The following is a 26,395-nucleotide window of genomic DNA, read 5'->3' as shown; positions in this document are numbered from 1 at the left end:
GGTGAGTCGGAGTACTGCCGGGTCAGCCTAAACCAGACCTTCCGGGTGCCGTCTCATGCAAATCTCGTCCGGCTGGCCAGACTTGGCCGTAGGTCGAACTGCCGAGTGATTAACGAAAATGTCTTGACGTCAGGGCCAGGGTCTCGGCCGCTCGGGCGAGACGCGCATCGCCGCAATGGATGAGCAAGCTCGCAAATTCGCGAGCTTGCGGGCGATAGGCCAAACGCCTCTCGGGCGGCTTGCCGTCATGCGTTCGGATGAGAATGTTGCAGCGCTGCAACAAGATTGAGTCTCATTTGTAAATAGAATCAATTCTCGATAGCATCGCGCCTTTCATTTTTCTGAATCTTCAAAAAGGTCTTGCGATGTATCCGCCGTATGTCCCGCGCTCCCTGTCTTTGGCGGTAGCGTTCGCCCTGTCATCCGTCGTGCCGCAGGCACTGGCCCAGACCGCCCAACTGCCCGCCATCAGCGTCGAAGGCGCCAATGTCGACGACCCGCGTGTGCCCGAAGTCACCACCGCCACGCGCACGCAGACGCCGGCCCGCTACGTGCCGCAGACCATCAACACCGTGAAGGTCGAAAACGTGCAGAACTACGGCGTCTCGACGATCAGCGATGCGCTGTCGGGCATGCCCAACGTATCCAGCGCGCAAGACACGCGCTTTGACTCGGTGCGTATACGCGGCTTTGACGCCAGCAGCGATTTCTATCTGGACGGTATCCGCGACGACAGCCAGTACGTGCGCGACTTGCGCAACATTGAGCGCATCGAAGTGCTGAAGGGGCCGGCCGCCGTGTTGTACGGACGGGGTAGCCAGGGCGGCATCGTCAACCGCATCAGCAAGGCGCCGCAGCCTGGCCGGGAATCCAGCATCGAAGCGCAGACCGGCAGTTGGGATTTGCGCAGCGTGTACGGCGACTTCAGCGCCGACCCCAGCGACAACGTCAGCGTGCGCCTGAACGTGGGTCAGGAAGACAGCAACAGCTTCCGCCACAAGATCGGCGGCACGCGCCAACTGGTGGCGCCCGCCATCAACTGGCGCATCACGCCCAACCTGGACTGGCTGGTGCAGTACGAATACAGCCGCTATGACCGCACGCCCGACCGCGGCATCCCCAGCGTCAACGGCCGGCCCGCCGACGTGGGCCGCAGCACCGTCTACGGCGACCCCGACCGCGACTACATCGACGACCGCGCGCAATCATTCCGCTCGCGCCTGGCCTACACGCTGGCGCCGGATTGGCAACTGCGTTACACGCTGGGCGTGTTCAAGCTGGACAGCGATTTCGACAACACCTACCTGACGGGCTACAACGCCGCCACCGGCAAGGTCACGCGCACGCGCTGGCAGCAGGACCTAAGCACGCGCAACATCACCAACAACCTGGAAACCGAAGGGGTGTTCCATACCGGCGGCATCGAGCACCGCGTGCTGTTCGGGGTGGAACTGGCGCACCAGGACCGCTCGCCCACCTTGTATTCCGCCGCCACGCGCGGGCCAGGCGCGCAGCCCGTGCCGGCGCTGGATCTCTACGACCCGGACTTGTCCCAGCAGCACAACGGCGTCATGGCGCTCAGCAGCGACGCGCGCCACAAGGTCAAGAGCCAGGGCTATTACGTGCAGGATCAGATCCGCTTGAACGATGCGTGGCAGGTGCTGCTGGGCGTGCGCATGGACCGCTTCAGCATTGATTCCACCAACCGCCTGCTGGATGCCTCGGCGTCGCACGACAGCAGCGGCGTCAGCCCGCGCGTGGGCCTGGTGTGGTCGCCGCTGCGCGATCATTCCTTTTATGCCTCGTACAGCAAGACGTTTTCGCCCACGGGCGGCGGCACCATCGGCATCACGCCGAATGCGCGCGGCAACACCAACGAGCTGGCCCCCGAACACACGCGCCAGACGGAAGTGGGCGTCAAGAGCGATTGGCTGGACGGGCAGTTGAGCACCACGCTGGCGCTGTACCAGCTTGAACTCTATAACCGCCGCACCACCGACCCCAACGACCCGACGCTGGTGCTGCTGACCGGCAAGCAGCGTTCACGCGGCATCGAGCTGACCGCCGCCGGCCGGCTGACGGGCAACTGGTATCTGCGTGGCGGGATCGGCCTGCAAAACGCCGCCATCATCGAAGACAACAACGGCATGGCAGGCAACCGCGTCAGCAACGTGGCGCGGCGCAATGGCAGCGTGTTCCTGACCTACAAGCCGGCCGAGGGCCTGTACGGTGAAACCGGCCTGACCTTCGTGGGCGAACGCTACGCCGACAATACCAACCTGACGACACTGCCGGGCTATGCGCGCTGGGACGCGCTGGTGGGCTATCGCACCGGCAAGTGGGACTGGCGCCTGGCCATGCGCAACATCACCGACAAGACCTACTACGGCTCGGCCACCAGCGCCGGGCAGATCCGGGTGGGCGAGCCGCGCACCGTGGTGGCCACGGCGCAATACCGGTTCTGACGCCGCGCTCAGGCCATGCCGCCATTGGCGCGCAGCACCTGGCCGTTGACCCAGCCGCTGTCGGGGCTGGCCAGGAACGACACGATGCCCGAGATGTCTTCCGGCTGGCCCAGCCGTTCCAGCGGCGGCATCTTGGCAAAGTGCTCGATCAGTTCGGGGCTCTTGCCCGTCAGGAACAGTTCGGTGGCCACCGGGCCGGGCGCCACGGCATTGACCGTGATGCGGCGCCCGCGCAGTTCCTTGGCGAATACGTGCGTCAGGCTTTCCACGGCGGCCTTGCTGGCGATGTAGATGGCGTAGCCCGGCAGGTTGGTCGCCACGGTGGTGCTGGACACGTTGACGATGCTGCCGCCATCGGCCAGGCGCGTGGCGGCTTCGCGCAGCGTGTTGAAGGTGCCGCGGGTATTGATGTCGAAGGTCTGGTCGTAGTCTTCGTCGCTGGTCTGCGCCAGTGGCTGCACCTTCAGTACGCCTGCGCTGTTGACCAACGCGCTGATGCGGCCCAATTCCGATTCCACCTTGTCGAACAGCGCGCGCACCTGGGCGGGCTTGGCCACGTCGGCCTGTACCGCCAGCGCGCGGCCGCCGGCCTGGCGGATTTCGTTGGTCAGGGTCTCGGCATGCGTGGCGCTGGCCGCGTAGTTGATGGCGACGGCATAACCGTCCTGCGCCAGGCGGCGCACGATGGCCGCGCCAATGCCGCGCGACCCGCCGGTAACCAGGGCGACGCGTGGCGATGCGTGATCAGGGGCTTGCGTATTCATGTGACGGCTCCAATGAAAGGGGGATGCAAGGCAGGAGGTAAACCTGCATGGAACGAATGATGAACTATTCCAAACCGAAAATAATCACCCTATATTCGCTAAGTTAATTTCATCTGCATTAATAATCGGCAGGGGCTTTCGTGGACCGTTTCCAGGAAATGCAGGTAGTCGTCCGCATCACCGAGCGGCGCAGCTTTTCGCAAGCGGCGGAAAGACCTGCGCATCCCGCGCGCCACGGTCACCAACCTGATCAAGCGCATGGAAAAACGGCTGGGCGCGCGGCTGCTGGTCAATGCGCAAGGCACGCTGGCCAAATACTTTCTCATGCCCGGCTTGCCCGGCTTTCCCCGCAGAACCGGCAGGTGTCGGCGCGGGTGCGTGTGTTTACGCAGTGGCTCACCCAGGTGTTCGCCACTGCGTTCGATCAGACGATGCCGGTCAGGTAGTACGTCGCTATCACCACGAATACCGACAGCGTTGAAATCAGCGTAATGGCGAAGATGTCGCCATATGACTGGCGATGCGTCAGGCCGGTAACGGCCAGCAGCGTGATGACCGCGCCGTTGTGGGGCAGCGTGTCCATGCCGCCGCTGGCCATGGCGGCAACGCGGTGCAGCACCTCCATGGGAATGCCGGCCGCCACCGCGCCGTCGATAAAGGTCTGCGCCATCGCGGCCAGCGCGATGCTCATGCCGCCCGAGGCCGACCCGGTGATGCCCGCCAGCGACGTCACCGCCACCGCTTCGCCGACCAGCGGGTCGGGAATGGCCTTGAGCGCGTCGGCCACCAGCAGAAAGCCCGGCAGCGCGGCAATGACGCCGCCAAAGCCGTATTCAGCCGCCGTGTTCATGGACGCCAGCAGCGCGCCCGACACGGCGCTTTTGCTGCCTTCGGCAAAGTGCGCCTTGATGGCGGAAAACGAAAACAGCAGGATGGTCGCGATGCCCGCGATCAGCGCGCCCATCACGGCCCACAGCGCCACCTGGTCGGCGGCGTTGACGGGCAGGGGCTGGGCCAGGCCGGGCAGGTCCACTTCGGCGCCCGCCGGATACCAGCCGGGAATCCAGCGGGTCAGCAGGAAGTTCACCACCCCCACGACCACCAGCGGCAGTAGCGCGATCAGCGGATGGTGATCGCGTTCGGTAGCCGGGGTGGTGGGTTCGTTGTGCAGTTCGGTGCCATAGGTTTCGCCCGCCGCGGCCGCGCGCTTGCGTCGCCATTCCAGATACGTGATGCCCACGGTCAGCGTGAACGCCGCGCCAATCAGGCCCAGCCAGGGGGCGGCCCAGGTGGTGGTTTCAAAGAACGTGGTGGGGATGATGTTCTGGATCTGCGGCGTGCCGGGCAATGCCGTCATCGTGAAGGTGAACGCGCCCAGCGCGATGGCGCCGGGCATCAAGCGTTTGGGAATGCCGCCCTGGCGGAACATCTCGGCCGCAAAGGGGTAGACGGCGAACACCACCACGAACAGCGATACGCCGCCATAGGTCAATACCGCGCACACCATCACGATGGCCAGGATGGCGCGCTCGGCGCCGATCATGCGCAGCACGGCCTGCACGATGGCGCGCGAAAAGCCGGATAGTTCGATCAGCTTGCCGAACACCGCGCCCAACAGGAACACGGGGAAATACAGCTTGGCAAAGCCCGCCATGCGCTCCATGAAGATGCCCGAGAACACGGGAGCCAGCGCCGACGGATCCGTCAGCAACACCGCGCCCATGGCTGCAATCGGCGCACACAGGATGACGCTATAACCTCGATACGCCGCCAGCATCAAAAACGCCAGCGCCGCCACCACGATAAACAATCCGGTCATTCACGGCTCCAGGAATGAAGAGATAAGGGGTGCAGGGGGCTACACCTTACCTGATCATGCGGGCCGGGCCGGCAAGGGGCGGGGCGTCGACTGAGTTGACGCGGCGCGGCTCGGTTCAAGCGCGCACCATTGCACGGGCCTGGTGGGCGATGTTCAGGTCGGGCCGGCCATCAGCGCCGCCGCCTTGCGGGCCAGCCGCGCCACGCCGAAGCTGGTGGCAAGCTCGTGTCCTTCCAGGTCGGCAAGCGCTATCCAGCGCGCCTCGCGCGCGTCGTCGCCGGCTACCGGCTCGCCGGATTGCCAGCGGCACAGCATGGCGATCAAGATGAAATGACGGCGCAGCGCGCCGGTGTCGTCGCGGTCGAAGACGTCCACCGCGTCGAACACATGCAGGGGCTCGGCCACGACGCCGGTCTCTTCCAGCAATTCGCGCGCGGTCGCGGCTTCGAGGGGTTCACCGGCGTTGATCTTGCCGCCCGGAAAGGCCCAGCAGTTTTCATCGGGCGGGTTCGCGCGGCGCACCAGCAGCACGTGGCTGTCGCGGATGACGGCGGCGATGGTGGCGGCAATGGGGGCGGTCATGCGGCAATCTCCTGGGGGTGGCGCTCATCCTAACGTATCCGGCGAGGCCACCCCCAAGGCGCTTACTTCTTCACCAGCGGGCAGGTGGATTTGGACAAGGGCATGAAGGCCTGGTCGCCCGGCAGGGTGGCGACCAGCTTGTAGTAGTCCCACGGCCGCTTGGACTCCGAAGGCTGCTTGACCTCGAACAGGTACATGTCGTGCACCATGCGGCCGTCTTCGCGGATGCGGCCGTTGGTGGCGAAGAAGTCGTTGATGGGCATGGACTTCATCTGCTTCATCACGGCGTCGGGCGCATCGGTGCCGGCCGCCTGCACCGCCTTCAGGTAGTGCATCACTGACGAATAGGTGCCCGCCTGGCTCATGTTGGGCATTTTCTTCAGCTTGTCGTAGTAGCGCTGCGACCAGGCGCGTGTCTGGTCGTTCATGTCCCAATAGAACGCTTCGGTCAGGGTCAGCCCGGCCGCGGCTTCCAGGCCGATGGCGTGGATGTCATTGATGTACAAGAGCAAGCCGGCCATCTTCTGGCCGCCCTGCGTCAGGCCGAATTCGCGGGCCGCCTTGATGGCGTTGACCGTGTCACCGCCCGCGTTGGCCAGGCCCACCACCTGCGCCTTGCTGGCCTGGGCCTGCAGCAAGTAGGACGCGAAGTCGCTGGACCCCAAGGGGTGGCGAGAGGCGCCCAGCACCGTGCCGCCGTTGGCCTTGACCACGTCGGTGGCGGACGCTTGCAGCGTGTGGCCGAACGCGTAGTCGGCCGTCAGGAAGTACCAGGTCTTACCGCCTTTTTCGACGTTGGCGCGCGCCGTGGTGTTGGCCAGCGACCAGGTGTCGTAGGTGTAGTGCACGGAATAGGGCGAGCACAGATCGTTGGTGATGCGCTCGGTGCCGGGGCCGCTGAACACCACGATCTTCTTTTTTTCACGGGCCACTTCCAGCACGGCCAGCGCGGGCGCGGAACCCGCCACGTCCATGATGGCGTCCACCTTCTGCGTGTCGTACCACTCGCGTGCTTTCGCGGCGGCGATGTCGGCCTTGTTCTGGTGGTCTACCACCATCATGTCGATCTTCTTGCCCAGCACCGTGCCGCCGAAATCGGCGATGGCCATCTCGGCCGCGGTGGCGCTGCCCTTGCCGGTCACGTCGGCGTAGACGCCGCTCATGTCCAGGATCAGGCCCAGCCGGACGACGTCGTCAGAGATGGCGGCGGGCTGCTGCGCCCAGGCGGGGGTGGCCGCTGCCGCCAACAGGGCGGACGCGGCGAATAGACGGGTGATCGTGCTGCGGCATTGCATGGAAATCCGGGGCGTGTTGGCGTAAGCCATGGTTTGTCTCCTCTTGTGCCGGATCGGTCTGGAACCTGCTGGCGCTTCAATGGCGCTCTGGTGTCTTGGGGCGGGCGGCGAAAGTGGGCGTGGTGGTGGGATGGGCTCCTTGGTTGGATAAGAAAGGCGGAATCAGCGTTGCGCCAGCAGGTCGAATTCCATCCGCACTTTGCGAAACGGAAACTCCAGCCGCGCGAAATACACCACGCGGCCGTCGATGCAGGCATAGCGGCGCAGCTCGGCCACGGGCGACGACACGGGAATCTGCAAGGACTCGGCCGATTCCTGGCCGGCTTCGATTACGTTCAGCACCTGGCGCGCTTCGCTGATGCGGGTGCCGTAGAACTGGTCCAGCACGGGCGCCACGGTGCTTTTCTGGATGCGGGTGCGATGCTTGCGGAACAGCCCGCTTTCCAGAAACACTTCGCTGTAGCAGAAGGGGCCGGCGTCGGTGGTGTGCACGCGCCGCAGGTATTGGAACAGCCCGCCGCGATCCGCCTCGCAAGGCATGCCCAGCGTGTCGGGCAACGGGGAATCGGCGCTGGATTCCACCAAGGACACCGTGCCCAGTTGATTGCTCAGTTCCACGGTTTCGGCCCAGGTCTTGGGGATCAGCAGCGTGGGGGTTTCCGGCAGTTCCGCATTCACGAACGTGCCTGACCCGCGCGAGCGCCGGATCAGGCCGTCCTGTTCCAACAGGCCGAACGCCTGGCGTATGGTGGCCCGCGAAATGCCATAGGTTTCCATCAGCGACTCAAGCGGCGGGATCTGTTGCCCCGGCCGCCACGTGCGGTTCTGGATATGGCTGCGGAACAGCGCCGCCGCTTGCAGGTAAAGCGGCTGAGGGCTGCGCGAGAAAAGCTTGCGGGCGGGCATGGGTCAGGGCGTGGGTGGCAAGGAAGGATCCGAGAGCATAGCCTCAGCCATGTCGCGCAGCCGGTGTTTCTGGATCTTGACCGAATTGGCGCTTTCCACCGACGGAAAGGCCTCCAGCACGGTAAAGCCCACCGGCGCCTTGAAGCCGGCCATGGCGACCTTGCAGGCGGCGGTCCAGCCGGTGGGGTCGGCTTGGGCGCCCTCATTCAACAGCACGAAGGCGTAGGGCACGATCTTGCCGTGGCGCGTGGCGCCCACCACCTGGCAGGCGCGCACGCCGGGCAGGGTTTCAACCACCTGTTCGATTTCCACGGGGTTCACCAGAAAGCCCGACAGGCGCAGGGAATCTCCCATGCGGGTCTGGAACACGAACTGCCGCTCGGTCAGCGTGTAGCCCAGGTCGCCCGTCTTGAAATAACCGTCCTCGGTGACGGCGTTGCGCGTGGCCTCGGGGTTGTCCAGATAGCCTTGCATCAGGCTGGGTGACAGGATTTCAATTTCGCCGGATTGGCCGTGCCGCAGCACCTGGCCGGATTCCGGGTCGCGGGCGCGGACACGCGCCTGGGGGTAGATCAGCGTGCCGCCGGGTTGGTGGCGGGCGGACACGTCGCCCTCGGCCGGGTCGCGGGGCTGGCCCGCCACCAGCGCGATCAATTCGCTGGAGCCGTACAGGCCGGTCAGCGGCACGCCGGCTTCGCGCGCCAGGTCCAGCATGTTGTCCAGTGCCGGCGTGAAGCTGGCAAAGCCGAACAGCCGGGCGGAGGCGAAGGCGTTGCGGGGCGCTGCCTGCATCATGCCCACTAGCGCTTCGTTGTTGGCATAGGTGTGGGTGACCCGGTAACGCGCCACCGCGTCGGCCGATTCGGCGGCGTTGAACACCGGCGCGCAGACCACGGGCACGCCTTGCGCCAGGCCGCCCGCCAGCGTCGCAAAGCCGAACGCCCCGCAGAACGGCGCGCTGGCCAGCACGCAGCTGTTGTCGTCATAGCCGAAAGCCTGTGCCACCGTGGCGCCGTGGCGCAGCAGCGTTTGTTGATCGTGCAGCACGAACTTGGGCTTGGACGTGGTGCCCGACGTGGTGAAACACAGCACGCCGGCATTGCCTTGCGCGGCGGGCGGCGGCTCTTGGCCTGCCATCAGGTCGGCGTAGCGATGGGTCGGTTTGCCGGGGATGAATACGGCGGGCGGCGTGGCGGCCTCATTCAAGGTGGCGTCATTCGGATCCGGCGTGGAAACGGCGATCACGCCTTGCAGGCGCGTCAGCTCCGACGGCGGAACACCCGCCAGGATGCCCGCGAAGTCGATGCCCTTGAAGCCCGGCCAGAACACCAGCCAGTCGGCTTGGCCACGCCCCAGGATGTCGGCCACTTCCAGGGCGCGAAAGCGCGTGTTGACAGCCAACACCAGCGCGCCCAGATGCGCGCAGGCCAGGAAAGATTCCACCCAGGCGGCGCAGTTGGGCAACCAGACCGCCACGCGGTGGCCGGGGCGCACGCCGATGCGCGCCAGTCCCGCGGCCAGGGCGCGGCTCTGGCCGCGCAACTGCGCGGCGCTGATCCGCTGGTCTTGATCGATCAACAGGGTCGCATCGGGGCGGCGGGCGGCCAGCGCGTCCAGGTGCTCGGCGAAGGTCGAGTACGGCTGCGTCATGGTTTACACCGTGGCGATGGGCGTCACGGGCGACCCCACCGCGCCGGGCATGCGCAAGGGCGGGGCGGTCAACAGGAAGCGGTTGCGTCCGTTGGCGTGCAGCCAGTCGGCCAGGTCCTTCAAATACCACAGCTCTGCCAGCGGCACGCCCAGTTTGAAGAGGCAATGGTGGTGCAGCGGCAGGATGGAATGGCCGGGGCCGGAGGTGCGCGCCGGGTAGGATTCCACCGCGTAGTTGTCGGCGCAGATGGCGGCCACGCCGCTGGCGGATATCCAGTCCAGCAGCGCACTATCCGCGCCGTCCAGCACCGCGCCGGTCTGCTCCAGCGCGTGCGGGTCCGGCTGCCCGTTCATTTCAACCACGCGCTCGGCAAAGCCGGTGCGCAACACCAGCATGTCGCCGCTTTCCACCACCACGTTCTGCTCGCGCATGGCGGCTTGCAATTGTTCGTGTCCCACCAGCGTGCGGCCCGGGCCGAAGGCACGCGCCAGGTCCACCAGCACGCCGCGCCCCTGCATGCCCTTTTCGGCATAGCGGCTGACGCTGAGCTTGCGCGCATATGAGCCGCCGGGCGGGCAGCAGGCCTCTGGCGCGGTGTCGGGGTCGGCGCCGCCAAACACGTCCACCCCGGCGGCGTAACCGTTGTAATACACGCGGCGGGCCTCGCCGTCGCCCTGGATGTCGAACAGCGCGCCCACGTGGCACAGGCCGTCCCACTGCGTGGAATACTGCATCGACAGCGTCACCTGGTCGTCGGACAGCACATCCACGGCCTCGGGCTGCACTTGCGACATCGCAAAGTTCAGGTACGGCGTGCCCTCGCGGAAGGTGGGCTTGAGGGTTGGCGCGTGGCGGCGGGGGTTGAGCACGTTGCCGCCCGGCAGGTCCAGCGGCAGCGACAGGCAGAACACCTTGCCCGCGCGCACTTCGCGCACGGCCTGCAACACTTTCTCTTCGGTCAGCAGGTTCAGCCGGCCCAGCTCGTCGTCGGGCCCGAAGTCGCCCCAGGTGGATCCTTCGGGGCGTTGCGTCCAGCGTTTCATTTGCTTGTCTCCTATCCGATTTCTGTGTTTTTATAACTATAGTACGTATTTACGTACTTTGAGCAGTGATCCATTTCAAGAAGAAATCCGCATGCAGCGGATTCAACAGGAGACAAGTTCATGACCTCATCCGTACCCCCGCGCGCCGTGCGGCGCAGGCTGGCGCTGGCCGCCCTGGCCCTGCTGGCGTTGCCCGTGGCGCATGCCGCGGGCTATCCCGACCACCCTGTCACGGTGGTGGTGCCGTACCCGCCGGGCGGCGGCGCCGACATGTTCGGCCGCGCCATCGCCAACGCGCTGCAACCCGGCCTGAAGCAGACGGTGCTGGTTGAAAACAAGCCCGGCGCGGGCGGCAATATCGGCATGGCTTACGTGGCCCGCGCCAAGGCCGACGGCTACACGCTGGGCCTGGGCACGATCGGCACGCAGACCATCAACCAGTTCCTGTACAGCAACATGGCGTTCGACCCCGAAAAAGACCTGGTGCCGATCGCGCTGGTGTCCACCACGCCGAACGTCATCGCCGTCAGCGCCAAGTCGCCCTACAAGACGGTGGCCGACATCATCAAGGCGGCCAAGCAGTCGCCCGACAAGAAGCTGACCTACGCATCGCCGGGCATCGGGTCGTCGGTGCACCTGACGGGCGCGTACTTTGAGTCGATGGCGGGGGTGACGATGCTGCACGTGCCGTTCAAGGGCACGTCCGCGTCCTTGCCCGCCGTGGCGGGCGGACAGGTGGACCTGTTGTTCGACAATCTGCCCGGCTCGCTGGCGCAGATCAAGGATGGCGGCCTGGTGCGGGGCGTGGCCGTCACCTCAGCGCAGCGCGACCCCTCCGTGCCTGACTTGCCTACCGTTGCCGAATCCGGCTTGCCGGGGTTTGACGTCACAGCCTGGTTTGCGTTGTACGCGCCGCGCGGCACACCGGCGCCCGTGGTCAAGCAATTGATCGACGCGGCCCGCAGCGGGCTGCAAGACGCCGCCCTGGCCAAGAATTTCGCCACCATGGGCGCCAAGCCCGGCACGCTGTTTGGCGATGACCTGGCCGCCTTCGAACGCAACGAGCGCAAGAAGTGGGGCGGGCTCATCAAAGAACAGGGGATCACCGCAAAATGAACACGCCCATCGCACTTGTCACCGGCGGCAGCCGGGGCATCGGCCGCGCCATCGTGGCCCGCCTGATCCAGGACGGCTACCAGGTGGTGAATTTCAGCCGCCGGCCGCCCGATGCCCTGCTGCCGGGCGAGACGTTTCGCTCGGTTGACCTGGGCGATGCGGCGGCCACCCGCGAGGCCGCGCGCGAACTGGCGGCCGAGCGGCGCGTGCTGCATCTGGTGAACAACGCCGGCATGATTCAGGTGGCCAACATCGAGGACGTGACCGAGGCCGAGTTGCAGCGCACGCTGGCCTTGAACCTGACCGCGCCCGTGTTGTTGTTGCAGGCGCTGTTGCCGGCCATGCGCGAGGCGCAGTACGGACGCGTCGTCAATATTGGCAGCCGCGCCGCGCTGGGCAAGGGCGGGCGCACGGTCTACGGCGCGTCCAAGGCCGGCCTGGCGGGCATGACGCGCACCTGGGCGCTGGAACTGGCAGCCGACGGCATTACGGTGAATACCGTGGCGCCGGGCCCGATCGCCACCGAACTGTTCAATCAGTCCAACCCGCCGGGCCAGCCCAAAACCCTGGCGCTGGAAGCGTCCATTCCGGTGCGCCGGGTGGGGCAGCCGGAAGAGGTGGCGCACAGCGTGGCCATGTTCCTGGACAGGCAGGCGGGCTTCATCACCGGGCAACTGCTGTATGTGTGCGGGGGCATGTCGGTGGGGTTGGCGGGGTAGCGCCTAGGCACCGACGCGGGGGGGAGGCCGCTTATTGTGGCTTCCATTCGCGTCCGTCCGAGGACCGGAAGCGGCCGCCGGTGGCGCAGCATCCGCCCGCGCCCATCGCCATTTCGCCGATGATGGCTTCCACCGTGTTGCCTTCGCGGCTTAAGGACTGGCGTTGGCAGGACATGAATGACGGATAGAACTCGGGTTCCAGCACCTTCGTCCAGCGGCGGGCGCCGGCTGACGTGGAATCGGGATCGGCCTCGTTCAGGTAGACCTCGCAATCGTGGACGATCAAGTGCACCTGTTGGCCGTTCAACTCGCCCTTGAATTCCCGGTGGGGCGCCAGGTCCTTGAACAAGCGTTGTTCCAAGGTCAGCTTGGGCGGGTCGTCAGGCTTGTCGCAGCCCGCCAGCAGCGGCAGGGCCAGCAAGGCAAAGGCGGCAAGGGCGCAGCGCGCGGTCTTGCGGTGGACAGCCGGTGTCGTCATGGAGCGGGCCTGTTGTGCATCGGGCCCACATGTTGTAGGACCATTTTTTTCGACATCTTACCGGCGGCTTGCAACGCGCTGGCGCGTTCCTGCCGCAGCCTTCGCAGCACTTCGGTGGGCGCCACGCCGAAGTGCGCCGCGAACTTACGTTGGAAGGTGCGGCGCGACATATGACAGGCATCGGCCATGTCATCCACCGACCAGCGGGCCGACAGCTTTGCTTCAATCTTTTCGACCAGATCCCGGAACGGTGCCGCCACGCGGTCTTGCAAGCGCAGCGTCTGGCTGTACTGGCGCTGGTCGCCATCGCGCCGCATGAAGACGACCAGCCGGCGCGCCACCTGTTGCGACAGCGCGGCGCCCACGTCGCGTTCGATCAGCGCCAAGGCCAGGTCGATGCCGGCCGTGACGCCCGCCGACGTCCAGTACTTGCCGCTTTCGATGAAGATGCGGTCGTCTTGCACGCGCAGGGCGGGGTACATCTGCCGCAGCCGGTCGGCGGACCGCCAATGCGTGGTGACGGCGCGGCCATCCAGCAGGCCGGCCGCGGCCAGCACGAAGGCGCCGGTACACACGCTGCACGTGCGCGGCGCGCCAGCGTTGCGGCGGCGCAACCAGGCCATCGTTTCGGGATGGGCGCTGGCGCGGTCCGCGCCCGGGCCGCCCGGTACCAGCAGCATGTCGATGGGTGCGTCGTCGTCTTGTGTGAAGGTGCGGTCCACCTGCATGCGCAGGCCCTGTTCCCAGGTGCTGACGACCGGCGTGGCGGCGATCGTGCTCAACTGGTAAAGCGGCTTTTCCGCCTCTTCGTTGGCGGAGCTGAATGCCTGCCAGGGGCCGGCCAGATCCAGCGGCTGGAAGCCGTCGTACAGCATGAACACCACGCGCCGTGGCGCGGTTTGGCCGCATTCTGGCGCACTGGCGCGGGCGCGTCCGCCTATGCTGGACGCTGGCATTTCTGAGGGAGCATCGTCATGCATGTGAATTTTCTCTTGTTCGAAGGACTGACCCAGCTGGATATGACCGGACCCTACGAGGTCTTGGCGAACGCGCCGGGCTTTAGCGTGGATTTTGTCGCAAAAACGCGCGATCCGGTACGGTGTGATCGCGGCTTGCAATTCGTGCCCACGCAAACCCTTGCGTCGGCAAGGCAGTGCGACCTGCTGGTGGTGCCGGGCGGGCCGGGCACGGATGACGCCATCATCGACGCGGACTGGGTGGCGTTCACGCGCACGCAGGGCCTGGCGGCGCAATACCTCTTCGGCATCTGCACGGGGTCGCTGCTGCTGGGCGCGGCGGGCCTCTTGCGCGGCAAGCGCGCGTCCAGTCACTGGCGCGCGCGCGAACTGCTGGCGCGCTTTGGCGCGATTCCCAGCGAGGAACGCCTGTGCGTGGACGGCAATACCTACACGGCCGGGGGCGTGACGTCGGGCATCGACATGGGCCTGAAAGTGGTGGCGGCGCTGTGCGGCGAAGACGTGGCCAAGCTGATCCAGTTGCAGATCGAGTACGACCCCAAGCCGCCGTTTCCGGGCGGCACGCCCGCCACGTCCGAGCCCGCCGTGGTTGAGCGTTACCTGGCCATGTCAGCGGCGCGCTTTGCACGGCGCGCCGCGCGGGTGGACCAGGCGGCCGCCAACATGCCTTAGCAAGCAAGGGCGTGGACTACTTGTTCAGATGGTCCAGCGGCAACGGGCTTTGCGGCTTCACCGTTTGAATGGCGAAGTTGCTGCGGATGTCTTTCACGCCGGTCAGCTTCAATAGCGTGCCCAGCAAAAAGCGCTCGTAGCCGCGCAGGTCCGGCACCACCACTTGCAGCAGGAAGTCGGACTCGCCCGACACCAGATGCGCCGCAATGACTTCGGGCAGGGCGCTGACCTCTTTGCGGAATTGCTCGGCGTCGCGCTCGTGGTGCCGTTCGACCTTCACGCCGACGAACACGGTCAGGCCCAGACCCACTTCGTCCGGCGCCAACCGCGCTTCGTATCCCTGGATCACGCCCGCGTCTTCCAGCATGCGCACCCGCCGCAGGCACGGCGACGGCGACAAGCCAATCTGCTCGGCCAGCTCTACATTGCTCAGGCGGCCGTTCTGCTGCAAGGCTTCAAGAATACGGCGGTCATACGCGTCCAGTTCGTGTTTTGGCATGAAATTATGAAAAGCTCTATTGGCGTGGCGAAACGTGCTAATCATCATAATTTCATTGGCATGAATTGCAAGCACATGCCAGCCCGATTTACCTAGAATGAGCGCCTTGAAAGCAATGCATGGGAGCGCGGATATGGCCGATATGGCTTTGTTTCTTGGGGCCTTGTTGGTTGTGTATGTGGTGCCAGGCCCGGACATGATCCTGTTGTTGGAAACGGGTGTGCTGCGCGGACGCGGGCAAGCGCTGGCGGTCGCGGTGGGGCTGGCCATCGCGCGCGCCGCGCATGTGACCTTGGCCGCGCTGGGCCTGGCGGCGTTGTTCAAGACCCATCCCTGGGCGTTCGACGCCGCCCGCACGGTGGGCGGCTGCTATCTCGTGTGGCTGGGCGTAAAGCTGTTGCGCGCGACGCCGGTCGTGCTTGACGCCATGGGCCAGCAAGCGGTGCGCGGCCAGGGGCTGGGTGCGGCGTTGCTCAGCGGCGTGCTGACCAACGTGCTCAACCCGAAGGCTTTGCTGTTTTGCTCGGTGCTGCTGCCGCAATTCGTGTCGCCCGCGCACGGATCGATCGGACAACAGTTTGCGGTGCTGGGCGTCATTCTTGTCAGCTTGGGGCTGACGTTTGACGTGATCTGCGCGCTGGCGGGCGGGGCGGTGGGGCGCTGGATGTCTGCCAGCCCCCGTGCCCAGAAGGTGCAAAGCGTGATCTTTGGCACCGCGCTGATCGGCTTCGGCTTGCGCCTGACCTTCGCGCAGCGCCCGGCGTAATGCCTGGGTTGCCGGGCGCTGCCCGCTGAACCTTATTTGCCGAAAGCGAACTCAGCGGCGTCCACATCGTTGTTGTCCGTCTGGTCCTTGACGGGCGGGGGCGTGGCGCCGTCTTGCAGCATTTCGGCGGCCGTCAGGCCCTTGGTCAGTTCCAGGGCCTGGCGTTCGAACAGGCGCCGATACAGGCCGCCCTGCAAGCGGATCAACTGATCATGGCTGCCTTCTTCGATGATGCGGCCACGGTCCATCACCAGCAGGCGGTCCAGGGCGCGCACGGTCGACAGGCGGTGCGCCACCACCAGCGTGGTGCGGCCCACCATCAGGCGGTCCATGGCCTGCTGGATCAGCACTTCGCTTTCGCTGTCCAGGCTCGAGGTGGCTTCGTCCAGGATCAGAATGGGCGAGTCCGCCAGGAACGCGCGCGCAATCGCCACGCGCTGGCGTTCGCCGCCCGACAGCTTGATGCCGCGTTCGCCCACCAGCGTGTCGTAGCCCTTGGGCAGCGTCATGATGAAGTCATGCGCGCTGGCCTGCCGGGCCGCCTGCTCGATCTCGGCCTGGGACGCGCCGGGCCGGGCATAGGCGATGTTCTCCGCCAGCGTGCGGTGAAACAGCACCGGGTCCTGCTGCACGATTGCGATCTGGCTGCGCAACGACGCCTGCTTCACCTGGGCGATGTCTTGCCCGTCGATGGTGATGCGGCCGTCGTTCACGTCGTACAGGCGCTGGATCAGCTTGATGAACGTGGTCTTGCCCGAGCCCGAATGGCCCACCAGGCCGACGCGTTCCCCGGGCGCGATGCGCGCCGAGAAGTTCCGATACAGCGCCGTGTTGTGCGCGCCATAGCGGAAGGTCACGTCTTCAAAGCGGATTTCTCCTTCGCGAATGTCAATGGCGCGCGCGCCCGGACGGTCGGCCACGCCCAGCGGCTGGCGCCCCATCGCCACCAGTTCTTCCATGTCGTTGACTGAGCGTTGCAGGTTGCGGATATGCATGCCCACGTCGCGCAGATAGCCCTGCAACACGAAGAACATCGTCAAGGTGAAAGTGATGTCGCCTACGGTGGCCTGGTTGCGCGACCACAGCAGCAAGGACGCGCCCAGGATGGCGGCCTGCATCGCCACCAGCATCGCGCCCTGGATGCCGCCGTTCAGCGTGCCGCGCACCCAGGTGCGGCGCGTGCGGTGGCGCCACTTGTTCACCACGCGATCCAGGCGCGCTTCTTCACGCGCTTCCGCACCAAAGGCCTTGACCACCGCGTTGCAACTGACGGCGTCGGCCAGCGCGCCGCCCATGCGCGTGTCCCAGGCGTTGCCCAGGCGCGCGGCCGGCGCCACATAACCCAGCGACAGCGCGGCGGTGACGGCGATGTACAGCACCGAACCCAGGCCCACCACCAGCCCCATCAAGGGCCAGTGCGCGCCCAGCAGGGCCGTTGCGCCCACCAGCATCACCACGGACGGCAACAGCGCGATCAGCAGCGTGTCGTTCAGGATGTCCACGGCCCACATGCCGCGCGTGATCTTGCGCACGGTGGAACCCGCGAAGCTGTTGGCATGCCAGTCGGTGGAAAAGCGCTGCACGCGATAGAAGGCGTTGGACACGATCCCGTTCATCATCTTCAACGTGAACGTGATGATGTTCTGGAACACGGCCTGGCGCAGCAGCGTGCCGCCCACGCCCAGCGCCACCAGCAGCCAGAAGGCCGTGATGGCGGCGTCCCAGGCCAGCGCGTCGCCGCTCGAGCCCGACGCCACGGCGTCAACCAGGCGGCCGGCATACATCGGCGTCAGGATATCGGCCACGGCCGACAGCAAGGCCAGCAACACAATGACCAGGGTGCGCCAGGGCTGCAAGGCCCAATGCTTGAAGGTAAAGCCCAGGACGTCCTTGAAGGCCTGTCCTCGAAAGTCGATTTTTTTTCTAGCCATAACAATGGCCTGGCGGCACAAGACACGCCAGGATGTCCTTGTGAGGAAAGAGGGATAACAAGCCGGATGCGCGAGGCATCGGCAACTGCGTTTACGGGTGTTGAGCGAGCGCGGTGGACCAGTCGCTAGGTAACGGGCTAGCGATGGATCCGCGCGGGCGACGACTTAATGGCGTCGCGGGGATACGCGCGGGACGGCGGTGGGCATGGGGCAAAACGTCATGCGGCCTCCCTGGCGGTAAGTGAAGTGGGTGAAAAAGAAAAGGGGCAAAGGCCCGAATTGCTGATTCTATAGAGATGATGTAAGCGAATCAACGGGGTGAATTGTGTGGGTATTGCCGCTGTGGGTTTTTTTCAACGGCCGGGGCCGCGGGGCTTGAAGGCGGCGAACCCCGCCCAACATTGCTGCGTGAATTCGTACAGCGCATCTTGCGCCGCCAGGGGCGTGCGCCCGGCCAGGCGCGCCAGCACGTAATGGCCCTGACGCTGGCGATCAGGCGGCAGCGGCACTTCCACCAGTCGCCCCGCCTCTTGTTCGCGCCGCGTCACGCAGATCACGCCCAGCAGCAGCGTGTCGGTATGTAGCGCCAGGTCGGCCAGCGCATCCAGGTTTTCGCAACGCAGCGTCACCATCTGCTCGGGCGCGCCGCCCGGCCCCAAGGTGTCGGCAAGCCGCAGCGATACCTCTGGGCTTAGCGTGCTGGAGGCCACCGGATATTGCCGCACCTGTTCGATGCCCACGCGCTTGTGCGCCAGGATGGGGTGCCCCTTGCGGCAGACCATGCCTGCGCGCAGCGGCGCCAGCGGACGGGTGTCGATATCGGCGGCGTCGTACAGCATGCGCGCATCGCACACCATGGCATCGATGCGTTCGGCGCGCAGCATGTCGAGCAGCGCCGCCGTGCTGCCGAGTTCAACGCCCACGCGCACCTGAGGCCGGTGCGCGGCCATGTGGGCCAGAAACGGCGACAGCAGCAACGAGGCCGGGGCGGGGCTCAGGCCGATGGTGAGCGAGCCGGCATCGCCGCCGTGCAACGCCTTCAGTTCGCGTTGCAGCTCGGCTTCTTCAAAGCGCATGCGGCGCGCGCGCTCGGCCACGCAAGCGCCATAAGGCGTCAGGCGGACCCGGCGCGTGCCGCGATCCAGCAGCGGCAGGCCCAGCTCGGTTTCCAGCGCCTGAATGCTGCGGCTAAGCGCGGGTTGAGACAGGTTCACCTTTTCCGCCGCCAGCGAAAAAGTGCCGTGTTCCACCACCGCTAGCAAGTGTTTGAGCTTTTGAAAGTCCATGAGCTTTGCGCATTGAATCCATGACATAAATGCATTGGCATTATAAGTAGCGGCTTCTTATCATGGTCTCCGGACGGTGCCCGCCAGAGGCGCCGCATCCCGCGCTGAAGGTCGCTCGCAAGCATGGCGCGGTTTATCAATTTGGAGACAGATTCAATGAAGCAGCATTTGTTGTCGGCCGCCATCCTGGCAGCCTGCGCCGGCGTGGGCGCAGCCCCCGCGCAAGCGCAATCCCAGCCGCAATCCCAGACCCAGTCGTCGTTCACGGCTGACGCTCAGCGCCCCGCCGCCAGGCAGGTCACCATCCGCCGCGACGGCTACGGCATGCCCCACGTCTACGCCAACACGGTGTACGGCATCTTCTACGGCTACGGCTACGCGGTGGCGCAAGACCGCCTGTTCCAGATGGAGATGGCGCGTCGCAGCACGCAGGGCCTGGTGGCCGAAGTGCTGGGCGACAAAATGGTGGCCTTCGACAAATCGATACGCGGCAATTTTTCGCCCGAGCGTATCCAGCGCCAACTGGCGGCGCTGCCCGCGTCCGAACGCCAGATTCTGGACGGCTACGCCGCCGGCATGAATGCCTGGATCGCGCGAGTGCGCGCCGAACCCGGCACGCTGATGCCCAAGGAATTCAACGACCTGCAATTCCAGCCCTCCGACTGGACGCCCTATGACGTGGCGATGGTGTTCGTGGGCACGATGGCCAATCGGTTTTCGGACGCCAATAGCGAAATCGACAACCTGGCGCTGCTGACCGCGCTACGTGACAAGCACGGCGACGCGCGCGCCATGCAGATCTTCAACCAATTGCGCTGGATGACCGACAGCCGCGCCCCGACCACGGTGCCGGAAGAAGAAGGGGTTTATCAGCCCGCCACCTATCAGCCCACCGCGCCTGCGCCCGCCAAGCTGTCCTACGCCTTGCCGCGCTACGACGGCACGCCGCCCATGCTGGAGCGCGTGGCGCGCGACCCGCAAACGCGCGGCGTGCTGCAAGACGCGCCCGCCGACGCGCCCGCCCGCCTGCTGGCGCAGTTTGCGCAAAGCGGCCAGCCCGGCATCGCCGGCTTTCCCACCACCAGCAATATGTGGATCGTGGGCCGCGAGCACGCCAAGGACGCGCGCTCCATCTTGTTGAACGGCCCGCAGTTCGGCTGGTGGAACCCCGCCTACACCTACGGCATCGGCCTGCACGGCGCGGGCTACGACGTGGTGGGCAACACCCCGTTCGCCTACCCCAGCATTCTGTTCGGCCACAACGCGCACGTCACCTGGGGCTCCACGGCGGGCTTTGGCGACGACGTGGACATCTACGCCGAAAAGCTCGACCCCGCCGACCGCACCCGCTACTTCCACAATGGCGAATGGAAGACGATGGAAAAGCGCACCGAGCTTATCCAGGTCAAGGACGGCAAGCCGGTATTGATGGACGTGTACCGCACGGTGCATGGCATCGTGACCAAGTTCGACGACAAGCAGCATGTGGCCTACGCCAAGGCGCGCGCGTGGGAAGGCTTTGAATTGCAATCGCTGATGGCCTGGACGCACAAGACGCAGGCGCGCAATTGGGACCAGTGGAAGCAGCAGGCCGCGCGCCATGCGCTGACCATCAACTGGTACTACGCCGACGACCGCGGCAACATCGGCTACGCGCACACCGGCTTTTATCCCAAGCGCAAACCCGGCCATGACCCGCGCCTGCCCGTGCCCGGCACGGGTGAAATGGACTGGGACGGCATGCTGCCGTTCGCCACCAACCCGCAGGTCTACAACCCGCGCCAGGGCTACATCGCCAACTGGAACAACCAGCCCATGCGCGGCTATCCGTCCACCGACCTGTTCGCCATCGTGTGGGGCCAGGCCGACCGCTACGCCGAAATCGAAACGCGCATGAAGGCCATGACGGCCAATGGCGGCAAGGTCAGTGCGCAGCAGATGTGGGACTTGATCCGCACCACCAGCTACGCCGACGTCAACCGCCGCCACTTCCTGCCGTTCCTGCAACGCGCCGTGGCCGGCCTGCCGGCTGATGACGCGCGCGCACGGCTGGTGGCTGACTTGTCCGCCTGGGACGGCATGGGCACCAGCGACAAACAGCCCGGCTACTACGACAACGCCGGGTCCGCCGTGATGGATGCCTGGCTACGCGCCATGCTGCGCGCCACGCTGGCCGACGAGATGCCCGCCGACTTCTTCAAGTGGTACAGCGCCACGGGCTATCCCACCCCGGCCGCGCCGGCCACCGGTTCGCTCAACCTGACCGTGGGCGTGAAGGTCTTGTTCAACGCCTTGGCCGGCCCCAACGCCGGCGTGCCCCAGCCCTATGACTTCTTCAACGGCAAGCGCCCGGAAGCGGTCAGCCTGGTCGCGCTCGACGAAGCCCTGGCCGCCTTGCAAAAAGCGTATGGCCAGGACCCGGCCGCGTGGCGCATCCCCGCGCCGCCGATGGTGTTTGCGCCGAAGAACTTCCTGGGCGTGCCGCAGGCGGATGACAAGGCGGTGCTGAGCTTTTCGGCCACCCAAAACCGGGGCACCGAAAACAATATGACGGTGTTCGACGGCAAGGGCGTGCGCGCGGTGGATGTGGTGGCGCCGGGGCAGAGCGGTTTCGTGGCGCCGGACGGCACGCCGTCCGTCCACACCCGCGACCAGTTCGACTTGTACAACCGCTTTGGCAGCAAGCGCGTCTGGTTCACGGATGCGGAGGTGCGCGCCAACGCTACGTCGGTAGAGACGTTGCGCTACTGACCGTGTAGCCGCCCTGGTGGCTGGCCAGGCGCGCATAGGCCCCTTGCTTGTGCAGCAATTGGTCATGCGTGCCGGCCTCGGCCAGTGTACCCCGATCCAGCACCAGGATCAGGTCCGCGTTGCGGATGGTGGACAGCCGGTGCGCAATCACCAGGGTGGTGCGGTGCTGCATCAGCGCGTCCAGCGCCGCCCGCACCTGCATCTCGGACAAGGTGTCCAGGTGTGAAGTCGCCTCGTCCAGGATCAGCACCGGCGCGTTCTTCAAAAAGGCCCGTGCAATCGAGATTCGCTGGCGCTGCCCGCCCGACAACTGCATGCCGCGTTCGCCTACCTTGGTGGCCAGCCCGTCGGGTAGTTGCTGTACGAATGTCGTCAGCGCCGCCTGGTCCAGCGCGCGCGCCAGTTCCTCGGGCGTGGCCTCGGGGCGCGCCAGCCGGATGTTGCCCTCCAGCGTGTCGTTGAACAGGTAGGTGTCTTGCGTGACCAGGGCTACCCGCTCGCGCAAGCCGTCCAATTGCAGTTGACGCACATCCAGGCCGTCCAGCTTGACCGCGCCTTGGCGCGGGTCCCAGAAGCGTAGCAACAGGCTGGCCACGGTGCTTTTGCCCGCGCCCGAGGCACCCACGATGGCCACCGTTGCCCCGGCCGGCGCCTTGAAACTCAAGTCCTTCAGCGTGTCTTCCTGTTTGCCGGGGTAGGCGAAGCTGACGTGCTCAAACGCCAACGACAAGCCATGCGTGGCGACCGGCGGCGCCAGCGGACCGTCGGTGACGGGTTCGGGCTCGTTGCTGACCACATGCAGGCGGCGCGTGGCGGCGATGGTGTCGGCCAACTGGCGGCTGACCTGCGAAATTTCAGACACCGGCAGAAAGGTCGCCATCGCAATTAACACCAGCAAGGGCAGCATGCTGGCCGACAGCGCGCCCGCCGATACCTGCAAGGCGCCCACGACCGCCACGGCCAGGCCGCCCAAGCCCATGGCTACTTCAAACCAGGCCGTTTGCTTGGACAGATCGCGCAGGATGTCTAGACGGCGGATACGGTAGTGGTCGGCCACGTTCAGGAACTGGCCTCGGCGGCGGTCGGTGGCCTGGAAGGCGGTCAGGTCGGCCAGGCCCTGGATGGTGTCGGTGGTGTGCGCGCTCATTTCGCCCAGCGCCTGCCGGGCCTTGTCGCCCAGCGCATCGATATGGCGGCGGCCCCGCACGGGCGATACCAGTGCATAGGCCAGGAAGGGCAGCAGCGCCAGGGCCACCGGCCAGCTATACACGCCCAGAAATCCCAGCACCGACAGCGGCACCAGCACCGACACGATGGCCGGAGCGATGGTGTGCGCGTAGAAATATTCGACCATCTCGATGTCTTGCGTGGCCAGCGCAACCAGATCACCCGAGCGGCGCTGCAACAGATAGGCAGGCGCCAGCCGCTCCAGCTTGTCGAACAGCTTTACCCGCATGTCGGCCAGCAACTGATAGGCCATCGCATGCGCCAGCCACGATTCCAGCCAATGGAACAAGGCGGCCAACGGCGCGCAGATCAAGAGGCCGACGATCAGGCCGGAGATCTCGCGCCCGTCACGGATGGCGGCCACGATCAGCGCGCTGAACACGCCCACGCCGATGAAGGCGGCCACCCGCGCAACGCCCAGCAGGATGGTGGCGGTCAGCGTGCCGCGCCACGGTTTGACCACGGACAGCAAGGTGCCCAGCGTGGCGCGCCAGCCCACCTGGTCGGCATCGGCATCCAAGGGCCGCAGGACGGGGCCTCTTGCGCCGCCGTCGCCGCCGTCGCCGCCGTCATCGTCTTCGGGCGTGGTGGCATCCAGCACCGGCGCCGACGCCAAGGCGGCCACACCGGCCGACGGGTTCTGGTGCGCTTCTGCCTGCTCGTGCATCAGCTGGTAGTACAGCCCGCGCGCCTGCATCAGCTGTGCATGCGGCCCGGCTTCCACCACGCGGCCCTGATCCAGCACCAGGCTGCGGTCGGCGCCGATGACGCTGGCCAGCCGGTGCGCCAGGATCAGCGTGGTGCGGCCGGCCATCAGGCGGTCCAGCGCTTGCTGGATCAGCGCTTCGTTTTCGGTGTCCACCGATGACAGCGCTTCGTCCAGGATCAGGATGGGTGCGTCGCGCAGCAGCGCGCGCGCGATGGCCACGCGCTGGCGTTGCCCGCCCGACAATTGCAGGCCGCGTTCGCCGATGCGGGTGGCGTAACCGTCGGGCAGCGCCATGATGAAGTCGTCGATATTCGCGGCACGGGCGGCGGCGCGCACCTGCTCGTGCGTGGCGTCCGGCCGGCCCAGGCGCAGGTTGTCGTCAATGGTGCCGTGAAACAGCGTGATGTCCTGGCTGACCAGCGCAATTTGCGACAGCAGCGCCTGCGTGTCCAGCGTGTTCACATCGTGCCCGCCCACGCGGATGACGCCCGCCTGCGGCACACATTCACGCAGCAGCAGCCGCACAATGGTGGACTTGCCCGCGCCGCTGGGGCCGACCACGCCAACGCGCTCGCCCGCCGCGATGCTGAACGCCAAGCCTTGATGCGCGCGGCGTTCGGGCGTGTAGGCAAACGCCACGTTATCGAATTCGATAGTGGGGGTTAGATGGGCAGGTGCAGTGCGCTTGCCCGGGGCCGTGGTAGGCACGGGCGTCAGCGGCTGCGCGTCCATCAAGGCATGGATGCTGACGGCGGCCGACTGGCCCAGCATGCCGCGGTGCAAGACCGAGCGCAGGTCGCGCAGCGGCCGGAAGATCTCGGTGCCGGCCATCAGCACGATCAGCAGCGCTTCCACGCTCATGTCGCCCGCGGCCACGCGCCAGGCGCCCAGCGTCAAGGCCAGCGCCGCGCCCAACGCCACGCCCAGGTCACTGATGCCGCGCGTCAACAGGCTCACCGACAGCACCCAGAACGTGTTGTCCGACAGGCTGCGGGCGCGGGCCGCCAGACGCCGGCCCCAGGCCTTGCCCTGGCCGTAAGACTTCAGCGTGGGCAGGCCTTGCACCGCGTCCAGGAAGTCTTCGCCGAAGGCATTCAGCGCCTGCGTGCGCGCCTGGCTGGCGCGGCGGTCCAGCATGTGCACCGCCATCGGGCCAAACAGCGCGAACAGCGCCGCCACCAAAAACACCAGCGCGGTGGGCACGTCCCAGAACGCGATCACGGCGAAGATGGCAAAGGGCGCGGCCGCCGCAATGGCGACTTGCGGCAGGTATTGGCCGAAGAAGGTTTGCAACTGCTCCACGCCGTCCACCACGGTCAGCATGACGCCGCCCGTACGCTGATTGGCAAACCAGGCCGGCCCCAGGGCAACGATGCGGTCGTATAGCTTGCCGCGTAGCGTCTGCTGGATTTGCGCGGACGTGTGGTTGGCTTGCACGGTGCGCCAATGGTCGAACAGCGCGCGCAGCAGCACCATGGCGCCCACGCACAGGGCGGGCACGATCCAGTCTTGCCATGGCGCGCCGTCGAACACGCGGGCCAGCAACTGGCCCAGGAAGACATAGCGGGCAATGCCCGCCGCCAGCGCCAAGAGGCCCAGGAAAATGCCGCCCGCCATGCCGGCGCGCAATCCCGCCGTCAGGCGCCACAACCGAGAGTCGAAATACATATCAATGCTCCATGCAGAGCCTGCATGGTCGCTGATCCCACGCCGTTGCGATAGCGAGTCTTTTTCAATCTTGGGTTGAGATAAACTCAACTCCATGTCTGATTTGCCCAACCAGAATCCATCCCCCGAGCTGCCCACGCACACGCCGCCCCTGGCCGCCTTGCGTGCGTTCGAGGCCGTTGCCCGTCTGGGCAGTCTGAGCCGCGCGGCGGGGGAACTGCATGTCACCAAGAGCGCGGTCAGCCATCAGCTACGCGCGCTGGAGACGGACCTGGGCGTGCAACTGCTGCGCCGGGGCGGCACGGTGCGCCGCGCCGAAACCACCGAAGCGGGCGCCAAATTGCTGGCCTCCGTACAACAGGCCTTGACCCTTCTGGAGTCTGCGTGCCGCGATGTACGCGCCACCGCGCGGGGGCGTCGCCGCTACACGCTGAACGTGTCGGCCAACCCCTCGCTTGCCGCATTGTGGCTTGCGCCGCGCATCGGGCGTTTCATCGAACTGCATCCCGACATCGGCGTGCAGGTTTACTTGCACGCCAGCCAGGAGCCCGCCTGGAAAAGCCAGGACATTGACCTGGCCTTTCTGCACGTGCGCGCGCGCGGGCCGCATCTGGCCGAGCCGGGTGATATTGCGCTGATGACGGAAACCGTGGTGCCGGTGTGCAGCCCCGCGCTGATCGCCGAGGCCGAGCGCGGCGACCCGCGCGTGTTTTTGCGGCACCGCTGGCTGGAAGAAAAACACATCGACAGCCCCGAGACCGATTGGCGCACCTGGGGGCCGCGCTTGGGGCTGGCCGAATCCGATTGGCAAGAGCCCATGGTGTTCAGCGGCCTGAGCACCGTGGTGGCGGCCGCAGCCGCGGGGGTGGGCATAGCGCTGGGGCGCGCGCCGCTGATCGATGAAGACCTGGCCAGCGGCCGGCTGGTGCCGCTGATGCCGCAACTGCGCATGCCGGGCTCGTGGGGCTATGTAATGCGCATCCACGCCAACCGGCCGATGGATGCGTCGCTGCCCGCACTGGTGGAATTCCTGGCAGAAGAAGGGCGCAGCCAAGGCGCATGGTAGTGGAC

At 66.2% G+C, this 26,395-nt stretch carries 20 protein-coding genes and 1 pseudogene; 8 read left to right on the top strand and 13 right to left on the bottom strand.

Annotated features, from left to right (window positions below; translation table 11 throughout):
- The first annotated feature begins 365 nt into the window (after positions 1–365).
- Positions 366–2,465, top strand: a complete 2,100-nt coding sequence (locus WBR68_RS24905; protein ID WP_050447979.1) for a TonB-dependent receptor — start codon at positions 366–368, stop codon at positions 2,463–2,465.
- Between the two features lie 8 nt (positions 2,466–2,473).
- On the opposite strand, the gene WBR68_RS24900 is transcribed toward WBR68_RS24905, so the two are convergent.
- Positions 2,474–3,229: an SDR family oxidoreductase gene (locus tag WBR68_RS24900; protein ID WP_230695540.1), complete on the bottom strand. Its 756-nt coding sequence runs from the start codon at positions 3,227–3,229 to the stop codon at positions 2,474–2,476.
- 140 nt (positions 3,230–3,369) lie between these two features.
- Here WBR68_RS24900 and WBR68_RS24895 point away from each other — a divergent pair.
- Positions 3,370–3,583: pseudogene (locus WBR68_RS24895) on the top strand (helix-turn-helix domain-containing protein); the annotation flags it as partial.
- Positions 3,584–3,653: 70 nt separating this feature from the next.
- Here the strand turns inward: WBR68_RS24895 and WBR68_RS24890 are convergent.
- The 6 genes from WBR68_RS24890 to WBR68_RS24865 form a co-directional block, all read right to left on the bottom strand.
- Positions 3,654–5,048, bottom strand: coding sequence for a GntP family permease (locus WBR68_RS24890; RefSeq protein WP_127184197.1), 1,395 nt, complete (start codon positions 5,046–5,048; stop codon positions 3,654–3,656).
- Between the two features lie 153 nt (positions 5,049–5,201).
- On the bottom strand, positions 5,202–5,630 hold the full coding sequence (locus WBR68_RS24885; protein WP_230695539.1) for an NUDIX hydrolase: 429 nt from the start codon (positions 5,628–5,630) through the stop codon (positions 5,202–5,204).
- Between the two features lie 62 nt (positions 5,631–5,692).
- Positions 5,693–6,955, bottom strand: coding sequence for an ABC transporter substrate-binding protein (locus WBR68_RS24880; protein ID WP_083447436.1), 1,263 nt, complete (start codon positions 6,953–6,955; stop codon positions 5,693–5,695).
- Positions 6,956–7,087: 132 nt separating this feature from the next.
- On the bottom strand, positions 7,088–7,831 hold the full coding sequence (locus tag WBR68_RS24875; protein ID WP_050447974.1) for a GntR family transcriptional regulator: 744 nt from the start codon (positions 7,829–7,831) through the stop codon (positions 7,088–7,090).
- A 3-nt stretch (positions 7,832–7,834) separates the two neighbouring features.
- Positions 7,835–9,481: an AMP-binding protein gene (locus WBR68_RS24870; protein ID WP_230695538.1), complete on the bottom strand. Its 1,647-nt coding sequence runs from the start codon at positions 9,479–9,481 to the stop codon at positions 7,835–7,837.
- Positions 9,482–9,484: 3 nt separating this feature from the next.
- A complete protein-coding gene (locus WBR68_RS24865; protein ID WP_050447972.1) occupies positions 9,485–10,525 on the bottom strand; it encodes a cyclase family protein in 1,041 nt (346 codons plus the stop codon).
- 120 nt (positions 10,526–10,645) lie between these two features.
- Here WBR68_RS24865 and WBR68_RS24860 point away from each other — a divergent pair, with 120 nt between their 5' ends.
- Positions 10,646–11,641 carry a Bug family tripartite tricarboxylate transporter substrate binding protein gene (locus WBR68_RS24860; RefSeq protein WP_050447971.1) on the top strand — a complete coding sequence of 332 codons (996 nt, stop codon included), beginning with the start codon at positions 10,646–10,648 and terminating at the stop codon, positions 11,639–11,641.
- A complete protein-coding gene (locus tag WBR68_RS24855; RefSeq protein ID WP_050447970.1) occupies positions 11,638–12,360 on the top strand; it encodes an SDR family oxidoreductase in 723 nt (240 codons plus the stop codon). The genes WBR68_RS24860 and WBR68_RS24855 overlap by 4 nt, the downstream gene beginning before the upstream one ends.
- A gap of 31 nt (positions 12,361–12,391) precedes the next feature.
- Here the strand turns inward: WBR68_RS24855 and WBR68_RS24850 are convergent, their stop codons facing one another.
- Both WBR68_RS24850 and WBR68_RS24845 read right to left on the bottom strand, forming a co-directional pair.
- Entirely contained in the window at positions 12,392–12,838 is a 447-nt protein-coding gene (locus WBR68_RS24850) for a hypothetical protein (RefSeq protein WP_230695537.1), read from the bottom strand.
- Positions 12,835–13,722, bottom strand: coding sequence for a GlxA family transcriptional regulator (locus WBR68_RS24845; RefSeq protein ID WP_230695549.1), 888 nt, complete (start codon positions 13,720–13,722; stop codon positions 12,835–12,837). Before WBR68_RS24845 ends, WBR68_RS24850 begins: the two co-directional genes overlap by 4 nt.
- 90 nt (positions 13,723–13,812) lie before the next feature.
- Between WBR68_RS24845 and WBR68_RS24840 the strand changes: the two genes are divergently transcribed.
- Complete coding sequence (locus WBR68_RS24840) at positions 13,813–14,487, top strand: DJ-1/PfpI family protein (protein WP_230695536.1); 675 nt, start codon at positions 13,813–13,815, stop codon at positions 14,485–14,487.
- Between the two features lie 16 nt (positions 14,488–14,503).
- Here the strand turns inward: WBR68_RS24840 and WBR68_RS24835 are convergent, their stop codons facing one another.
- A complete protein-coding gene (locus WBR68_RS24835) occupies positions 14,504–14,986 on the bottom strand; it encodes an Lrp/AsnC family transcriptional regulator (protein WP_050448032.1) in 483 nt (160 codons plus the stop codon).
- 142 nt (positions 14,987–15,128) lie between these two features.
- On the opposite strand from WBR68_RS24835, the gene WBR68_RS24830 reads away from it, so the two are divergent.
- Positions 15,129–15,752, top strand: coding sequence for a LysE family translocator (locus WBR68_RS24830; RefSeq protein WP_230695535.1), 624 nt, complete (start codon positions 15,129–15,131; stop codon positions 15,750–15,752).
- Positions 15,753–15,784: 32 nt separating this feature from the next.
- Here WBR68_RS24830 and WBR68_RS24825 read toward each other — a convergent pair whose 3' ends face one another.
- Entirely contained in the window at positions 15,785–17,683 is a 1,899-nt protein-coding gene (locus tag WBR68_RS24825; RefSeq protein ID WP_230695534.1) for an ABC transporter ATP-binding protein, read from the bottom strand.
- A 353-nt stretch (positions 17,684–18,036) separates the two neighbouring features.
- A complete protein-coding gene (locus WBR68_RS24820; RefSeq protein WP_230695533.1) occupies positions 18,037–18,969 on the bottom strand; it encodes a LysR family transcriptional regulator in 933 nt (310 codons plus the stop codon).
- A gap of 156 nt (positions 18,970–19,125) precedes the next feature.
- Between WBR68_RS24820 and WBR68_RS24815 the strand changes: the two genes are divergently transcribed.
- Positions 19,126–21,720, top strand: a complete 2,595-nt coding sequence (locus WBR68_RS24815; RefSeq protein ID WP_230695532.1) for a penicillin G acylase — start codon at positions 19,126–19,128, stop codon at positions 21,718–21,720.
- Here the strand turns inward: WBR68_RS24815 and cydC are convergent.
- Positions 21,692–25,324 carry a thiol reductant ABC exporter subunit CydC gene (cydC, locus tag WBR68_RS24810; protein WP_230695531.1) on the bottom strand — a complete coding sequence of 1,211 codons (3,633 nt, stop codon included), beginning with the start codon at positions 25,322–25,324 and terminating at the stop codon, positions 21,692–21,694. The two genes, WBR68_RS24815 and cydC, sit on opposite strands and share 29 nt — an antisense overlap.
- 94 nt (positions 25,325–25,418) lie before the next feature.
- Here cydC and WBR68_RS24805 point away from each other — a divergent pair, with 94 nt between their 5' ends.
- On the top strand, positions 25,419–26,390 hold the full coding sequence (locus WBR68_RS24805; protein WP_127184208.1) for a LysR substrate-binding domain-containing protein: 972 nt from the start codon (positions 25,419–25,421) through the stop codon (positions 26,388–26,390).
- Positions 26,391–26,395 lie beyond the last annotated feature (5 nt).

The sequence above is a fragment of the Achromobacter sp. JD-1 genome, assembly GCF_038594925.1.
In the GTDB taxonomy this organism is placed as follows: domain Bacteria; phylum Pseudomonadota; class Gammaproteobacteria; order Burkholderiales; family Burkholderiaceae_B; genus Achromobacter; species Achromobacter spanius_C.
The sequence above is the reverse complement of the archived record's forward strand: the minus strand, read 5'-3'. Positions and strand labels throughout refer to the sequence as shown.

What these genes read in the sequence shown, in the direction of transcription:
- WBR68_RS24875 (WP_050447974.1), bottom strand. Translation starts at nt 7,831, where the DNA reads ATGCCCGCCCGCAAGCTTTTCTCGCGCAGCCCTCAGCCGCTTTACCTG.
- WBR68_RS24805 (WP_127184208.1), top strand. Translation starts at nt 25,419, where the DNA reads ATGTCTGATTTGCCCAACCAGAATCCATCCCCCGAGCTGCCCACGCAC.
- WBR68_RS24835 (WP_050448032.1), bottom strand. Translation starts at nt 14,986, where the DNA reads ATGCCAAAACACGAACTGGACGCGTATGACCGCCGTATTCTTGAAGCC.
- WBR68_RS24820 (WP_230695533.1), bottom strand. Translation starts at nt 18,969, where the DNA reads ATGGACTTTCAAAAGCTCAAACACTTGCTAGCGGTGGTGGAACACGGC.
- WBR68_RS24890 (WP_127184197.1), bottom strand. Translation starts at nt 5,048, where the DNA reads ATGACCGGATTGTTTATCGTGGTGGCGGCGCTGGCGTTTTTGATGCTG.
- WBR68_RS24905 (WP_050447979.1), top strand. Translation starts at nt 366, where the DNA reads ATGTATCCGCCGTATGTCCCGCGCTCCCTGTCTTTGGCGGTAGCGTTC.
- WBR68_RS24815 (WP_230695532.1), top strand. Translation starts at nt 19,126, where the DNA reads ATGAAGCAGCATTTGTTGTCGGCCGCCATCCTGGCAGCCTGCGCCGGC.
- WBR68_RS24880 (WP_083447436.1), bottom strand. Translation starts at nt 6,955, where the DNA reads ATGGCTTACGCCAACACGCCCCGGATTTCCATGCAATGCCGCAGCACG.
- WBR68_RS24865 (WP_050447972.1), bottom strand. Translation starts at nt 10,525, where the DNA reads ATGAAACGCTGGACGCAACGCCCCGAAGGATCCACCTGGGGCGACTTC.
- WBR68_RS24855 (WP_050447970.1), top strand. Translation starts at nt 11,638, where the DNA reads ATGAACACGCCCATCGCACTTGTCACCGGCGGCAGCCGGGGCATCGGC.
- WBR68_RS24885 (WP_230695539.1), bottom strand. Translation starts at nt 5,630, where the DNA reads ATGACCGCCCCCATTGCCGCCACCATCGCCGCCGTCATCCGCGACAGC.
- WBR68_RS24840 (WP_230695536.1), top strand. Translation starts at nt 13,813, where the DNA reads ATGCATGTGAATTTTCTCTTGTTCGAAGGACTGACCCAGCTGGATATG.
- WBR68_RS24850 (WP_230695537.1), bottom strand. Translation starts at nt 12,838, where the DNA reads ATGACGACACCGGCTGTCCACCGCAAGACCGCGCGCTGCGCCCTTGCC.
- WBR68_RS24830 (WP_230695535.1), top strand. Translation starts at nt 15,129, where the DNA reads ATGGCTTTGTTTCTTGGGGCCTTGTTGGTTGTGTATGTGGTGCCAGGC.
- WBR68_RS24870 (WP_230695538.1), bottom strand. Translation starts at nt 9,481, where the DNA reads ATGACGCAGCCGTACTCGACCTTCGCCGAGCACCTGGACGCGCTGGCC.
- cydC (WP_230695531.1), bottom strand. Translation starts at nt 25,324, where the DNA reads ATGTATTTCGACTCTCGGTTGTGGCGCCTGACGGCGGGATTGCGCGCC.
- WBR68_RS24860 (WP_050447971.1), top strand. Translation starts at nt 10,646, where the DNA reads ATGACCTCATCCGTACCCCCGCGCGCCGTGCGGCGCAGGCTGGCGCTG.
- WBR68_RS24900 (WP_230695540.1), bottom strand. Translation starts at nt 3,229, where the DNA reads ATGAATACGCAAGCCCCTGATCACGCATCGCCACGCGTCGCCCTGGTT.
- WBR68_RS24825 (WP_230695534.1), bottom strand. Translation starts at nt 17,683, where the DNA reads ATGGCTAGAAAAAAAATCGACTTTCGAGGACAGGCCTTCAAGGACGTC.